At 60.0% G+C, this 13,811-nt stretch carries 14 protein-coding genes; 10 read left to right on the top strand and 4 right to left on the bottom strand.

The features are described 5' to 3' along the window. Nucleotides 1–76 precede the first annotated feature (76 nt). The 5 genes from WA845_RS02280 to WA845_RS02260 all read left to right on the top strand — a co-directional run bounded on the left by WA845_RS02280 (nt 77) and on the right by WA845_RS02260 (nt 5,450). On the top strand, nt 77–1,078 hold the full coding sequence (locus WA845_RS02280; RefSeq protein WP_162719247.1) for an MBL fold metallo-hydrolase: 1,002 nt from the start codon (nt 77–79) through the stop codon (nt 1,076–1,078). Between the two features lie 179 nt (nt 1,079–1,257). Further along, a complete protein-coding gene (gene guaB, locus WA845_RS02275) occupies nt 1,258–2,763 on the top strand; it encodes an IMP dehydrogenase (protein ID WP_112555798.1) in 1,506 nt (501 codons plus the stop codon). A gap of 112 nt (nt 2,764–2,875) precedes the next feature. Then, nucleotides 2,876–3,277 (top strand): MAPEG family protein, encoded by a 402-nt coding sequence (locus WA845_RS02270; RefSeq protein ID WP_034496309.1) that lies wholly within the window; start codon nt 2,876–2,878, stop codon nt 3,275–3,277. Between the two features lie 150 nt (nt 3,278–3,427). Beyond that, on the top strand, nt 3,428–4,456 hold the full coding sequence (adhP, locus tag WA845_RS02265) for an alcohol dehydrogenase AdhP (RefSeq protein ID WP_004440101.1): 1,029 nt from the start codon (nt 3,428–3,430) through the stop codon (nt 4,454–4,456). A 118-nt stretch (nt 4,457–4,574) separates the two neighbouring features. Next, nucleotides 4,575–5,450, top strand: coding sequence for a dienelactone hydrolase family protein (locus WA845_RS02260; RefSeq protein ID WP_112555796.1), 876 nt, complete (start codon nt 4,575–4,577; stop codon nt 5,448–5,450). Nucleotides 5,451–5,735: 285 nt separating this feature from the next. Here WA845_RS02260 and moaB read toward each other — a convergent pair whose 3' ends face one another. The 4 genes from moaB to WA845_RS02240 form a co-directional block, all read right to left on the bottom strand. Beyond that, nucleotides 5,736–6,281, bottom strand: coding sequence for a molybdenum cofactor biosynthesis protein B (moaB, locus tag WA845_RS02255; RefSeq protein ID WP_035209067.1), 546 nt, complete (start codon nt 6,279–6,281; stop codon nt 5,736–5,738). 26 nt (nt 6,282–6,307) lie between these two features. Beyond that, entirely contained in the window at nt 6,308–7,207 is a 900-nt protein-coding gene (locus WA845_RS02250; protein WP_337322161.1) for a 4-(cytidine 5'-diphospho)-2-C-methyl-D-erythritol kinase, read from the bottom strand. A 6-nt stretch (nt 7,208–7,213) separates the two neighbouring features. After that, complete coding sequence (locus tag WA845_RS02245; protein ID WP_037090857.1) at nt 7,214–9,106, bottom strand: tetratricopeptide repeat protein; 1,893 nt, start codon at nt 9,104–9,106, stop codon at nt 7,214–7,216. A gap of 142 nt (nt 9,107–9,248) precedes the next feature. Further along, on the bottom strand, nt 9,249–10,265 hold the full coding sequence (locus tag WA845_RS02240; RefSeq protein WP_004440110.1) for a polyprenyl synthetase family protein: 1,017 nt from the start codon (nt 10,263–10,265) through the stop codon (nt 9,249–9,251). 111 nt (nt 10,266–10,376) lie between these two features. Between WA845_RS02240 and WA845_RS02235 the strand changes: the two genes are divergently transcribed. The 5 genes from WA845_RS02235 (at nt 10,377) to WA845_RS02215 (ending at nt 13,772) form a co-directional block, all read left to right on the top strand. Further along, nucleotides 10,377–10,607 (top strand): putative signal transducing protein, encoded by a 231-nt coding sequence (locus tag WA845_RS02235; RefSeq protein ID WP_035208944.1) that lies wholly within the window; start codon nt 10,377–10,379, stop codon nt 10,605–10,607. 6 nt (nt 10,608–10,613) lie between these two features. Further along, nucleotides 10,614–11,414 (top strand): methyltransferase, encoded by an 801-nt coding sequence (locus WA845_RS02230; RefSeq protein WP_112555791.1) that lies wholly within the window; start codon nt 10,614–10,616, stop codon nt 11,412–11,414. 90 nt (nt 11,415–11,504) lie between these two features. After that, complete coding sequence (locus tag WA845_RS02225) at nt 11,505–12,371, top strand: S49 family peptidase (RefSeq protein ID WP_006699473.1); 867 nt, start codon at nt 11,505–11,507, stop codon at nt 12,369–12,371. 20 nt (nt 12,372–12,391) lie between these two features. Beyond that, a complete protein-coding gene (locus WA845_RS02220; protein WP_004440115.1) occupies nt 12,392–12,586 on the top strand; it encodes an NfeD family protein in 195 nt (64 codons plus the stop codon). A 205-nt stretch (nt 12,587–12,791) separates the two neighbouring features. Next, complete coding sequence (locus tag WA845_RS02215) at nt 12,792–13,772, top strand: acyltransferase family protein (protein WP_112555790.1); 981 nt, start codon at nt 12,792–12,794, stop codon at nt 13,770–13,772. The last annotated feature ends 39 nt before the right edge of the window (nt 13,773–13,811 follow it).

Here is a 13,811-nt window from a genome sequence, read left to right as displayed (position 1 = left end):
AACTATCTCGCTCTATTGTCCGTTGGGTGAGTTCAGTTGGCAATCACGGCCAGTTGGCGATATCGGAGACAAGATGATGACCCAATCCTTGAACATGAGCAGACGCGGCCTCATCGGTGCGGCCGGCGCAAGCGTTCTCGGCGCGCCGTTTTTGATGGCGCGCAGCGCAAATGCCCAGACCAACCAGCCGCAGACCTCGATGGAGATAGAGCACGCCATGCCGCCCGAAACCAACCGCTTCAAGCTCGGTAATTTCGAAGTGCTGGTGGTGAAGGATGGCGCGCGCGCGGCCCCCAATCCCGGCGAGACATTCGGCACAAACCAGTCGGCTGAGACGGTCGGTAAATTGCTGGAAGACAATTTTCTGCCGACGGACCAGTTCGTCAATTCCTTCTCCCCCGTCCTCGTCAATACAGGGTCCGACCTCGTGCTGTTCGACACCGGTTTCGGTGAGGCCGGGCGCGGTGCGGGCAATGGTCGCCTGATCGAGGGCATGGCAGCCGCCGGTTACGCACCTGAAGATGTGACAGTGGTGGTGCTGACCCACATGCATGGCGACCATATCGGCGGCCTGATGGAGAAGGGCGCACCGGCCTTTTCCAAGGCACGTTATGTTTTCGGCCAGACGGAATATGATTTCTGGACGGATGAAAAGCGCGTCGGCACGCCGGCAGAGGGCGGTCACAAGGGTGTTCTCGCCAACGTGAAGCCGCTGGCCGAAAAGGCGACCTTCATCGGCGACGGTCAAGATGTGGTGTCTGGCATCACAGGCATCGCAGCCTTCGGCCATTCGCCGGGGCACATGATTTTCCGTGTCGAATCGGAAGGCAAGCAGCTGATCCTGACGGCGGATACGGCCAATCATTTCGTCCTGTCGCTGCAGAGACCTGACTGGGAGGTTAAGTTCGACATGGACAAAACGGCAGCCGCTGCGACCCGCAAGAAGGTCTTCGACATGATTGCCACCGACCGGCTGCCCTTCCTCGGCTACCATATGCCTTTCCCGTCTGTCGGTTACGCAGAGAAGCTGGATACGGGCTATCGTTTCGTGCCGAAATCTTACCAGTTTGATATCTGATATCTGCTGCAATGCAGCAACAGGAAAAGCCCGGAAGCCGATTCCGGGTTTTTTCTATTCCCTTCCTGTCATGAACGTGTTACCAGCCCTCGCCAACTTCCAAGCAATCCTTGCACGGCGCCGGGGTGAACTTTTCGTTCCGGAGCGGCCACGCATTTTCAGTATGAAGGAATTTGGTCATGGCACGCATCATTCAAACACCAACTGGTTTGGACGCTCTCACATTTGACGATGTGTTGCTGCAGCCCGGACATTCCGAAGTCATGCCGGGACAGACGAATATCGCCACCCGCATCGCCCGCGATATCGATCTCAACCTGCCTATCCTCTCCTCCGCCATGGATACGGTCACCGAAGGTCGCCTCGCCATTGCCATGGCCCAGGCCGGCGGCATCGGCGTCATCCACCGCAACCTGACCCCCATCGAACAGGCCGAAGAAGTCCGGCAGGTGAAGAAGTTCGAAAGCGGCATGGTCGTCAACCCCGTCACCATCGGCCCGGATGCGACGCTTGCAGAAGCACAGGCGTTGATGAAGGCGCATGGCATTTCGGGTATTCCGGTGGTTGAAAACGGCGGTTCCGGCGGCCACAAGAACGGCCGTCTGGTCGGCATTCTGACCAACCGCGACGTGCGCTTCGCCTCCGATCCGCAGCAGAAGATTTACGAACTGATGACCCGCGAAAACCTGGTCACGGTCAAGGAAAGCAGCGTCGATCAGCAGGAAGCACGCCGCCTCTTGCACAAGCACCGCATTGAAAAGCTGCTCGTGGTGGACGCCAAGGGCAATTGCGTCGGCCTCATCACCGTCAAGGACATTGAGAAGTCGCAGCTGAACCCCAATGCCACCAAGGATGCGCAGGGCCGCCTTCGCGCCGCTGCCGCCATCAGCGTTGGTGCTGACGCCATCGAGCGCGCCGAGCGCCTCATAGATGCCGGCGTCGACCTTCTGGTTGTCGATACCGCGCACGGCCATTCGCAGCGCGTGCTGGATGCCGTCTCTCAGGTCAAGAAGATGTCGAACTCGGTTCGCATCATCGCCGGTAATGTCGCCACTGCCGACGGCACCAAGGCTCTGATCGATGCCGGCGCGGACGCCGTCAAGGTCGGTATCGGCCCCGGCTCCATCTGCACTACCCGCATCGTCGCCGGCGTCGGCGTGCCGCAGCTTGCCGCGATCATGTCGTCGGTTGAAGTCGCCAACGCGGCTGATATCCCCGTCATCGCCGATGGCGGCATCAAGTTTTCGGGCGATCTGGCCAAGGCGATCGCCGCCGGCGCCTCGGCTGTCATGATCGGCTCGCTGCTTGCCGGCACGGATGAAAGCCCGGGCGAAGTATTCCTGTATCAGGGCCGGTCTTTCAAGGCTTATCGCGGCATGGGTTCCGTTGGCGCCATGGCGCGTGGTTCTGCCGACCGTTATTTCCAGGCTGAAGTGCGCGACACACTGAAGCTCGTGCCTGAAGGCATTGAAGGCCAGGTTCCCTATAAGGGCCCGGTCTCCGGCGTTCTGCACCAGCTGGCCGGCGGCCTGAAGGCTGCCATGGGTTATGTTGGCGGCAGCAACATCAAGGACTTCCAGGAACGCGCCACTTTCGTGCGCATTTCCAGCGCTGGCCTGCGCGAAAGCCACGCCCATGACGTGACAATCACCCGCGAAAGCCCGAACTACCCCGGCGCGGTTTGATCTTTCGAGCCGAATCCGTAAAAAGATACGCTAGTTATTTGGCGCTCCCCGATTCATGCCGGATCGGGGAGCGTTTTCATGATTGGAGAAAAGCATGTCACCCACGACCGCAATGTTCTGGCCGATGATCGCCCATGTCGTTCTGGTCTTCTGGCTTTACGCGCTTCTGATCGTTCGGCGCAACAAATATGCATTCAAGGATCGCGAATCGGCGATCCGCCTCCGGGATCACGGCGAGGAGGCACGCGAAAGCCGTCTGGTGAACCGCAACATCGCCAACCAGTTCGAAGTGCCGGTCCTGTTCCACATCGCCTGCCTGCTGCTCTACATCACGGATGCGGACAATATCGTGACCGTTGTCCTGGCATGGCTTTTTGTGCTTTCGCGTTATGCTCATTCCTATGTCCACGTCACCAGCAACCGCCTGCGTCAGCGCGGCGCATTGTTTGGTATTGGTTTTGCGCTGGTCGTCTGCCTGTGGGGATGGCTCGCCATATGGTTGGCGCTGGAGTAAATCAGCACCGTGAGGTTGCTTCATAAGTGAGACAATCCCGGCCTGCAAAATGGTGCGATTTGCGATGGGTCAATTCCATGATGCCCCATCCCCGTTAATCTCTGCCTCGCCGTCGAGGATTTCGGGCGAGCAGAGATTAGGGAGTATGTCATGGCTAAGACAATGAAAGCGGCAGTCGTCCGCGCATTTGGAAAACCGCTGACCATCGAGGAAGTGGCGATACCGGATCCCGGCCCCGGTGAAATTCTCATCAACTACAAGGCGACGGGCATTTGCCACACCGACCTGCACGCCGCGACCGGCGACTGGCCGGTCAAACCCAACCCGCCTTTCATCCCCGGCCACGAAGGTGTCGGTTATGTCGCAAAGATCGGCGCTGGCGTCACGGGCATCAAGGAAGGTGATCGCGCCGGCACGCCCTGGCTTTATACGGCCTGCGGATGCTGCATCCCCTGCCGTACGGGCTGGGAAACGCTATGCCCGAGCCAGAAGAATTCCGGTTATTCCGTCAACGGCAGCTTCGCAGAATATGGCCTCGCCGATCCGAAATTCGTCGGCCGCCTGCCGGATAATCTCGATTTCGGCCCCGCCGCACCTGTCCTTTGCGCCGGCGTCACCGTCTACAAGGGTCTGAAGGAAACCGAAGTCAGGCCCGGTGAATGGGTGGTCATCTCGGGCATTGGCGGGCTTGGCCATATGGCCGTGCAATATGCCAAGGCCATGGGCATGCATGTTGTTGCCGCCGATATCTTCGATGACAAGCTGGCGCTTGCCAAAAAACTCGGCGCCGATGTCGTCGTCAACGGCCGTGCGCCAGACGCCGTGGAGCAGGTGCAGAAGGCGACCGGCGGTGTCCATGGTGCGCTGGTGACGGCGGTATCGCCGAAGGCCATGGAACAGGCCTATGGCTTCCTGCGCTCCAAGGGCACCATGGCGCTTGTCGGCCTGCCGCCGGGCTTCATCTCCATTCCGGTATTCGACACGGTGCTGAAGCGCATCACCGTGCGCGGCTCCATCGTCGGCACACGACAGGATCTGGAGGAGGCGCTGACCTTTGCCGGCGAAGGCAAGGTGGCGGCTCACTTCTCGTGGGATAAGCTCGAAAACATCAACGATATCTTCCACCGCATGGAAGAGGGCAAGATCGACGGCCGTATCGTCGTGGACCTCGCCGCCTGATGTGAAAATCCGGAAGCGGCGCTCACGCAAATGTGTGGCGCCCCTTCCGACTGCCTTATTCCCCGCCCTTAGATCTGCGTTATCCTCCCGCATCCGTGCGTCCAAGGAGGATAGAGCGGTGGACAAGCCCAAGATTACGCAGGCCATGATCGACGCTTATGATGAGTATACCCATCTCAGCCTTGATCGCCGCAAATTCATGGAAAAGCTCACCGTGCTGGCCGGCTCCGGCGCGGCGGCGGCGGCAATTGCGCCCCTTCTTTCCGCCAACAGCGCCCGCGCCGCCATCGTCGCGCCTGACGATGCTGGCATTGTTGCGGAAGACGTGACCTATCCGGCGCCCGGCGGCGAGATGAAGGGTTATCTCGTCACGCCGAAATCGGCGTCCGGCCCCATCGGTTCCGTCATCGTCATTCACGAGAACCGCGGCCTCAACGACCATATCCGTGATGTGGCCAGACGCGTGGCGCTCGCCGGATTTCGGGCGCTCGCGGTCGATTTCCTCTCGCCGCAGGGTGGTACGCCCGCTGATGAGGAGAAGGCGCGGCAGATGTTCAGTGGTCTCGACATGGATGCAACTGTCGCCAATGCCGAAGCGGGGCGGGTCTGGCTTGCGGCAAGGCAAGGGGCGAATGGCAAGGTCGGCGCCATCGGTTTCTGCTGGGGCGGCGGGCTGGTCAACCGTTTCGCCACCAAGTCGGAAGGTCTGAATGCCGGCGTCGCCTATTACGGTCAGCAGGTCCCGGCGGCCGATGTGCCGGCCATAAAGGCACCGCTGCTTTTGCATTATGCCGGTCTCGACGAGCGCATCAATGCCGGCATCGATGCTTACAAGAAGGCGCTGGAGGAAAACGGCAAGACCTTCGAGATTTTCGTCTATGACGGCGTCAACCATGCCTTTAACAACGATACCTCCGCGGCGCGCTATGACAAGGCGGCTGCTGATCTCGCCTGGGGGCGGACGGTGGAGTTTTTCAGGAAGTATCTGGGGTGATGGGTTTTGAGCGGGCAGCTGTTCTTCTCGCCGGTGGGGGAGGCGGACAGGTTTGGCAACTGACAATGGACCGAAGGTGCGTAGGGTTCACCCCCCTCTGCCCTGCCGGGCATCTCCCCCACAGGTGGGGAGATCGATCTGCGGCGATGTCTCGGCCATCTCGATGTTTGAGGATTGAGCTGCGAAAGCGCTCCTTGCCGATCTCCCCACCTGTGGGGGAGATGCCCGGCAGGGCAGAGGGGGGTGAACCCCACGCATCTCGGTCCAACAACCCTGAATCCGACCCTAAACCCCACCAGCTCCACGCTTCAAATGCTCATCCAGCCGCGGCATGATTTCCACGAAATTACACGGCAGATGACGATAATCGAGTTGCGCCTTGAGGATGCCATCCCACGCATCCTTGCAAGCCCCCGGTGATCCCGGCAGCACGAAGATGAAGGTCGCATTCGTCACACCACCGGTCGCGCGTGACTGGATGGTGGCGGTGCCGATCTTGTCGTAGGAAATGCGATGGAACAGCGCCGAAAACCCGTCCATGCGCTTTTCGAACAGCGGTTCCAGCGCCTCGGGTGTCACATCGCGGCCGGTAAAGCCGGTGCCGCCTGTCGTGATGACCACATCCACGCCGTCAGTGAGCGTCCATTCGCACACCGTGTCTGCGATCGCCGCCTTGTCGTCAGGCACGATGGCGCGGGCGGCGAGCCTGTGGCCTGCCTCCTCCAGCCTTGCGACCAGCGTATCGCCGGACTTGTCATTCTCCAGCGTGCGGCTGTCCGAAACGGTCAGAACCGCAATGCCAAGGGGAATGAAGGGTCTATCGCCTGCCATGGCTTTGTCCTCGAAATATCCGGCCCTCAAATGGTCCGCGTTGCCTGAAAATACCAGCCTGGGCGCTTCTTCCGAAGCGATGTTTCCGCGTTTTGGGCGGCATCGAAGGAATGAAAAATCCCGAAACAGGTTGCCCCCGAACCGGACATGCGCACAAGGGTGGCGCCCTGCTCAGACAGCAACCCGATGATCTCGCCGATGTCAGGCAGAAGCGCCTGGGCCGGCGGTTGCAGATCGTTGCGACTTCCCGCGAGAAAATCCATCCAGCCGATTGTCACCTCGCCAACCTTGGCTGGCGTCGGCAAAGGCGGGTTGGCCTTGTTCTGCAATCGCCGGAAAATCTCCGGCGTCGAGACCGCTTTCAGCGGGTTGGCCAGCACCAGAAACAGTTCCGGCAGGTCATTGACCGGTTCGATGTCCTCGCCGATGCCGCGCGCGATCAGCGATCGGCTTTCAAGACACATAGGCACATCCGCACCGAGCCTCAGCGCTATCGACGAAATCCTATCCGCTGTCATCCCGGCACGCCAGTGGCGCAGAAGCGCCCGCAGCGTTGCCGCCGCATCCGCCGAGCCGCCCCCTATACCTGATGCAACGGGCAGATTCTTTTCAAGATGAATGGCGACCGGGGGCGCTGGTTGACCCATTGATGCGAGCGCGTTGCGCAGCAAATCTCTGGCCCGGGTAACGAGGTTATCGCCGCCATCGCCGGCGTGTAGAAGATCGCCAAACGGTCCTGAGATGGAGAAGCTGTCGACATCGGCGTCTTGGATATGGATCGTGTCGCCGGCTTCGGTAAACACCACCAGCGATTCAAGCAGATGGTAGCCATCCGCCCGCTGCCCGGTAACGTGGAGTGCCAGATTAACCTTGGCCGGGGCCGCCTCGACTGTCTCGGCCGCCCCGGAAATTCCCTGCATCGCCATGTGGCGTCAGGATTTCTTGTCCGGAGCAGGGGTCGCCGGGGCCGGAGGAGCCGGCGGCTGCGGCGCGACGTCCTTCTTGGCCGTATTCTCGGCATCCTTCTCGACTGGCGGCAGGCCGTTGGCGATCTTTTCCTTCACCTTGGCCTTGTCCACGTCGTCGCTGTCGCCGATCAATGCGCGGTTCCACTGATAGACCGCCTCGATCTTGCGGCCGACGCGCCAATAGGCATCGCCCAGATGGTCGTTGATGGTGGGATCACCGGCCTTGAGTTCGATTGCCCGCTCCAGTTCGGTCACGGCATCGTCGAAATCGCCGAGGCGATAATGCGCCCAGCCGAGCGAATCGACGATATAGCCGTCATTCGGACGAAGCTCGACGGCACGACTGATCATCTTCATGCCTTCATCGAGATTGATGCCCTTGTCCACCCAGGAATAACCCAGATAGTTCAGTACCTGCGGCTGCTCGGGGTTCAGCTCCAGCGCCCGCTTGAAATTCGGTTCGGCCTTGTCCCATTGCTTCAGGCGCTCGTAGGCGATGCCGCGCTGGAAAAACACCGTCCAGTCGGATTTCTGCGGCACGGCGCCGATCACTTCAACGGCCTTGTCGTAATTCTCCGCCATGGCCTTGTAGTCCTTGGCATCGGACAGCACGCTGCCATAGGCGAGGTAGGAACGAATATCCTTGGGGTCGGATTCGAGGAGCGACTTGAGGTGTTTGCGTGCCTCTTCCACCTTTTCGGTCTGCGCCAGCGTCAGTCCGAGCTGCAGCTCGGAGATGCGATACATCGGCGAGTCCTTCGGCACTTCGCGATAGAAGGCGATGGCACGTTCCGGCTTCTTCATGGCTTCTGCAAGTCCGCCGAGAAGAATGAGCGTATCCGGGCTCTTCGGATCGAGCGCGCGCGACGTCTGCAGATAAAGCGTGACGATCTCTTCGGCGCCTTCGCGGTTCAACGCACCGGCGATGGAGAACATGACGCTGGCGGCGCCCTCCACGGCATTGGTGATCTGCTGCTCCGGCTTCTCACCCTTTTCGATGGACTGGCGGAGCGCTTTCAGCGGTGCGTAATTCGGCGCGAAAGTGTCGCCGACCGCGATCGCATCCAGCGCTTTCTGCTTGTTGCCGGCGGAAGCCTCCAACCTTGCGAGCGCCATCACTGCGCGCATATAGGTATCGGAGGCGGTTGCTCCGCCTTCGCGGTCGGTTACCGCTTCGTTCAGGCTCTTGCGGGCGGCCTCGGTGTTGCCGGAAACAAGCGCGATGGCTGCCGCATTGTATTTCTGGAAGATCGAAATCCAGCCCGGACCCTTCATGTTGTTGACGAGCGCCAGAGCCTCCTTCGGCTTGCCGGAACCCGCGCGCGCCCAGGCGGTCAGAAGCGTGTTGACCATGCGGTCCAGATCGTTCGGGCCGGAATATTTCAGGATTTTCTCGGCCTTGGCGAATTCCTTGTCCTTGATGGCGTCGAGGCCACGCACGATGGTCGTGACGCGTTCCACCGAGGTATCGTCCTTCATCGAATCGGCAATCTTGGCGCCGGCTTCGAAGTTGCCGCTCAGAAGTTCGGCGATCATCAGCCGCTGGCGGATTTCCGAGTTGGCAGGGTCGAATTCCAGCGCCTTCTTGTAGAGCGAAATTGCGGTGGGATAATCCTGATCGACATCGGCATTGCGTCCGGCGAGGAAGGCGCCGGAGAAGGTGTTGACCTTGCCGGGGTCGAACGTAACGGCCTTGTCTTCCGGTGTCGCCTTCGTCTCCGCAAAGCCGGGGCTTGCACCCGCGCCGATTGCGAGAGCGGCGGCAAGAGCCGCGCTGCAGAGAAGACGGAGTGCTGGTTTACGCCGCATGAGGGAACCTTTGCCTTTGTGCAGAAGCACGGAAAAATCAGTTTCCATTGTTTGGTCACTACAGAATGGCTTTTTTGAAGCAACCCCGCAAGAAATTATGGCCCCGGCCACAATCACGCCTCGCGGAGAGTCAGGCCCGCAACCTCGGGCGGATGCTGTGTTCCATCCGCCTTTCGCCTGGCCTGCGGCGTCAGTTCAGACGCTCGATGCAGAAGTCGATCACTTCCAGAAGCGCATTTTTCCAGGGGCTCTGCGGCAACGGTGCAAGCGCATCGCGGGCAATGGTGCCATAATGCGTTGCACGGCCTATCGTATCGCCGAGGCCGTTATATTTTGTGATCAGGCCGAGCGCCTTTTCGAGGTTCTCGTCGCTGCTCTCGCCATTTTCGATGGCATTGCGCCAGAAAGCGCGCTCATCCTGCGTGCCGCGGCGATAGGACAGGATGACCGGCAGAGTGATCTTGCCTTCGCGGAAATCGTCGCCCGTGTTCTTGCCGAGATCAGCCGACTTGCCGCCATAGTCCAAGACGTCATCGACCAGCTGGAAGGCGAGGCCGAGATTCATGCCATAGGACTTCAGTGCACTGCGGGTCGCCTTGTCGGTCTTGGCGACGATGGGGCCGACTTCGGCGGCGGCGGCGAAGAGGGCAGCCGTCTTGGCGCGAATCACCTGAAGATAATCGTCCTCGGTCGTTTCCATGTTCTTGGCGACCGAAAGCTGCAGCACCTCACCCTCGGCGATGACCGAGGCGGCGGTGGAGAGCACGTCGAGGGCATCGAGAGAGCCGACATCCACCATCATGCGGAAAGCCTGGCCAAGCAGGAAGTCGCCGACGAGAACGCTTGCCTGGTTACCCCAGATGGTGCGTGCGGTGGATTTTCCGCGACGCAGATCGCTTTCATCCACCACGTCGTCATGCAGAAGCGTCGCCGTGTGCATGAACTCCACGCTGGTGGCGAGCTTGATGTGGTTGTCGCCCTCGTAACCGAACATCGAGGCCGAGGCGAGCGTCAGCATCGGCCGCAGGCGCTTGCCGCCGGACGAGATGAGGTGGTTGGCCACCTCGGGTATCATCTGCACGTCGGAACCGGCCTTGGAAAGGATAAGCTGGTTCACCCGTTCCATGTCGGGGCGGGTCAGGTCGACAAGCGGCTTGACGGATGCGAGTTTGTTTTTGCTTTCTTCAAGCGGTATGACGACGCCCAAGGGACAGGACTCCAGTTCGAATTTGAATTCGACAATAAAAACTGACGCCTTGCGCGGCAAGGGGCGAATTGCCGCTAGCCATTCAAAAAGATGGGAATTTAAGGTCTATCCATGCGTGAACTGATCCGTACCAACGATGCCGTGCTGCTCTCCTTCGCCGAAAGCCTGATGAAGGACGCCGGCATCCATTGCCTCATTGCCGATCAGGCAATGAGCATTCTGGAGGGATCTCTCGGCCTTTTGCCCCGCCGGTTTCTGGTAGAGGAAGATCGGGCGGCTCAGGCCCGCCGTATCCTCACCGATGCCGGGCTCGGCGACGAGTTGCGCAACGAAGAGGCTTGAACGACGATGGACGACGGCATTTCCGAAACGATCGATGCCTTTCATCGGGGCCGGTTTCATATCATCCAGCCGAAGGGCAGGGGGCATCGGGCCGGCATGGACGCCATGCTTCTGGCTTCGCTGGTGGCGGATGACCGCCCCTGCCGGATTGCCGATCTGGGTGCCGGTGCCGGTGCCGCCGGCATGGCGGTTGCGGCGCGGCTCGAAAAGGCCAGGGTGACGCTCTATGAGCGCTCGCCGGAAATGGCGCAATTTGCCCGCCGCAGTCTGGAACTGCTTGACAATGCAGTCTTTTCGGCCCGCGTCGAGGTGCGCGAAGCGGATGTGACGCTGCGCGCGAAAGCCCGTGTGGAAGCGGGTTTGCCCGACGATCATTTCCATCACGTCATCATGAACCCGCCCTATAATGATGTGGGCGACCGCCGCACGCCGGATGCTCTGAAGGCCGAGGCCCACGCGATGACGGACGGCCTGTTCGAAGACTGGATCAGGACCGCGGGTGCGATCATGATCCCGGGCGGGCAGCTTTCCCTGATTTCGAGGCCGCAATCAGTGGCGGAGATCATTGCTGCCTGCGGCAGCCGGTTCGGCGGTATCGAAATCACCCTCATCCATCCGCGTCCCGGCGAGGATGCGGTACGTATGCTCGTAACCGCCATCAAGGGATCGCGCGCACGGCTGTCCTTCCGCGCACCGCTCATCATGCATGAGACCGGCAGCCACGCCTTCACCCCCTTTGTTGATGACCTCAACAATGGTCGTGCGGCCTATTCCCGTAATGTAAGGGCAATCAGACCCGGCTTATAAAATCACCGTGACGCTAGCCGCATGCCATTGTGTTTTGCCCGGCGATACATACATCCGTGTCGATGAAGTCATTGCTGTGAGGATTGATTGGTGGGTTTGCTGAAGCTTCTTGTGCCGAAACGCTTTCGTAAAAAAGAGCTCGTCATTCCCGTGGTGCGCATGCATGGCGCGATCATGGCCGGCGGCAACCAGTTCCGCCCCGCCCTCAATCTCGCTTCCTATGCGCCGCTTCTCGAAAAGGCCTTCGCCGTCAAGGATGCTCCGGCCGTCGCCATTTCGCTCAATTCGCCCGGTGGTTCGCCGGTGCAGGCGCGGATGATCTATAACCGTATCCGCCAGCTTGCCGAGGAAAAGGACAAGAAAGTCCTCATCTTCGTGGAGGACGTCGCGGCCTCGGGCGGCTATATGATCGCTCTTGCCGGCGACGAGATCATCGCCGACCCCACCTCAATCGTCGGTTCGATCGGCGTCGTCTCCGGCGGCTTCGGTTTTCCGGAAATGTTGAAGAAGATCGGTGTGGAGCGGCGCGTTTATACGGCCGGCGAGAACAAGGTCATTCTCGATCCCTTCCAGCCGGAAAAGGAAGGCGACATCGATTACCTGAAGTCGCTTCAGGTCGAAATCCACAATGTTTTCATTGATATGGTCAAGATGCGCCGCGGCTCCAAGCTAAAGGGCGACGAGGCGATCTTCTCCGGTCTGTTCTGGACCGGCATGCGTGGCCTCGACCTTGGCTTGATCGATGGGCTGGGTGACATGCGCGAGGTTCTGCGCCGCCGTTATGGTGAAAAGGTCAAGCTCCAGCTCGTCAGCGGCGGGCGCACTTTGTTCGGTAAAAAAGTACCTGGTGTGAATGCTGCGTTTGGCCTCGACACGCCAAAGCTGGCGGCGGGCGCCGTCGCGGGTCTTGCGGAGGTCGCCGAAGAAAAGGCATTGTGGTCGCGTTTCGGTCTATGATGTCGCGGGAATAAAGCCTTATGGCGCAGCTTATTACAATCATTCTTCTGGTGGTGGGGGCCATCATCCTCTACCGCCGCTTCGTTCGCGATGCGGAAAAGCTCTCGGCAAAATCGAAACAGCGCGAGAAGGAACGAGAGACCGGAGCGATCGGCACGCTGATCAAGGATCCCGAGACGGGGGAGTACCGCGTGAAGCGTGAGGATGAGGCGTAAGGCGCAGTCATCCCGGACAATCTCGTTTGCCAGTCCTGAAGGATTGGGGGTTAACCCAAAAATCAGCTTTTCGGGACAGCCCTGAAATTCGCCGAGTATTTTCGTTCCGATTGTGCGATTAGTGATCCACAAATTTTAGGGTGATCTGCTTTGCTTCGGCCTAAGCCGGCTGAAGTCTCGCATTGCGCAGCCGGACGGAGTAGTTTTGCGAAAAGTTCATTCCATTCAGTTTTTGCGGGCGGTCGCCGCGCTTTCCGTCATGTTTTTTCACATTGTCGGGGCTCCTCTGACGATAGGCGCCGCCGGGGTGGATGTGTTTTTCGTAATATCGGGATTTGTGATGGGCATGGTCGGCGATAAGGCGACACCCACCAAATTCCTGCGTCATCGGCTTTTCCGTATCGTGCCGCTCTACTGGGCCGTTACATTGCTCATGTGCCTTGGCGCGCTGGCAGGCGTGTTTTCCACATTCACCTTTACCATGGACCATCTCTGGAAATCTTTGCTGTTCATCCCTTATGCGGATGCTTCGGGCCAGGTCACGCCTCTCGTGATGGTGGGCTGGACGTTGAATATGGAGATGTTCTTTTATCTCGTTTTTGCGTTGGGTCTTGCACTGCGCGCGCCCATTTCCGTGACGATCATTGTCCTGACGGGCATGGTCTGCCTGGGGCAACTGGCGGACTGGCAGTCTCCCTTCATGCAGATCTGGGCCTCGCCGCTGCTGCTGGAATTCCTCGCCGGTCTTGTCCTGTCGCAGATTGCCTTTGCGGGCGTGCGCAGCGGCGCTGCGGCCCTCGTGCTTTCTTTTGTCGGCTTCGCTTTCGCGGCCGGTATCGGTGAGCAATCCGGCCTTCTGCGCATCGCGAGCTGGGGCGTGCCAGCCGTTCTGCTGGTGGCGGGCTGTGTGTGGATCGAAAGAGCGGGTGGCTGGCCCATCGCGTGGCTGAAGCCCTTTGAAATCATCGGGGACGCCTCCTATGCGCTTTATCTCCTTCACGGGCTGGTTATTTCCGTGGTCTACAAGATCATCGCGCCGGGCCCCGCGGCGGGGATCGTGGTCGCTTTTGCTGCATTGGCTGTCTCGGTTGCAGCACATCTCCTGTTTGAAAAACCGGTGATCAGGCTTCTCAGGAAATTCGCAGACCGTGGCATCGGTGGTCAACGTGCCGAGGCCGTGGGCTGATCGCCGCTTCGCATAAAACCTTGACCCTCAGGCCATGCC

This window comes from Agrobacterium sp. CMT1 (assembly GCF_037203725.1).
Taxonomy (GTDB): domain Bacteria; phylum Pseudomonadota; class Alphaproteobacteria; order Rhizobiales; family Rhizobiaceae; genus Agrobacterium; species Agrobacterium pusense.
This window is presented reverse-complemented; position numbering and strand designations above follow the sequence as displayed.

Excerpts from the sequence above, each read along its gene's own strand:
- WA845_RS02250 (WP_337322161.1), bottom strand. The coding sequence starts at position 7,207 with ATGGCGATGCAGGGAATTTCCGGGGCGGCCGAGACAGTCGAGGCGGCC.
- WA845_RS02245 (WP_037090857.1), bottom strand. The coding sequence starts at position 9,106 with ATGGAAACTGATTTTTCCGTGCTTCTGCACAAAGGCAAAGGTTCCCTC.
- WA845_RS02230 (WP_112555791.1), top strand. The coding sequence starts at position 10,614 with ATGGACGACGGCATTTCCGAAACGATCGATGCCTTTCATCGGGGCCGG.
- adhP (WP_004440101.1), top strand. The coding sequence starts at position 3,428 with ATGGCTAAGACAATGAAAGCGGCAGTCGTCCGCGCATTTGGAAAACCG.
- WA845_RS02270 (WP_034496309.1), top strand. The coding sequence starts at position 2,876 with ATGTTCTGGCCGATGATCGCCCATGTCGTTCTGGTCTTCTGGCTTTAC.
- WA845_RS02220 (WP_004440115.1), top strand. The coding sequence starts at position 12,392 with ATGGCGCAGCTTATTACAATCATTCTTCTGGTGGTGGGGGCCATCATC.
- guaB (WP_112555798.1), top strand. The coding sequence starts at position 1,258 with ATGGCACGCATCATTCAAACACCAACTGGTTTGGACGCTCTCACATTT.
- moaB (WP_035209067.1), bottom strand. The coding sequence starts at position 6,281 with ATGGCAGGCGATAGACCCTTCATTCCCCTTGGCATTGCGGTTCTGACC.
- WA845_RS02235 (WP_035208944.1), top strand. The coding sequence starts at position 10,377 with ATGCGTGAACTGATCCGTACCAACGATGCCGTGCTGCTCTCCTTCGCC.
- WA845_RS02280 (WP_162719247.1), top strand. The coding sequence starts at position 77 with ATGACCCAATCCTTGAACATGAGCAGACGCGGCCTCATCGGTGCGGCC.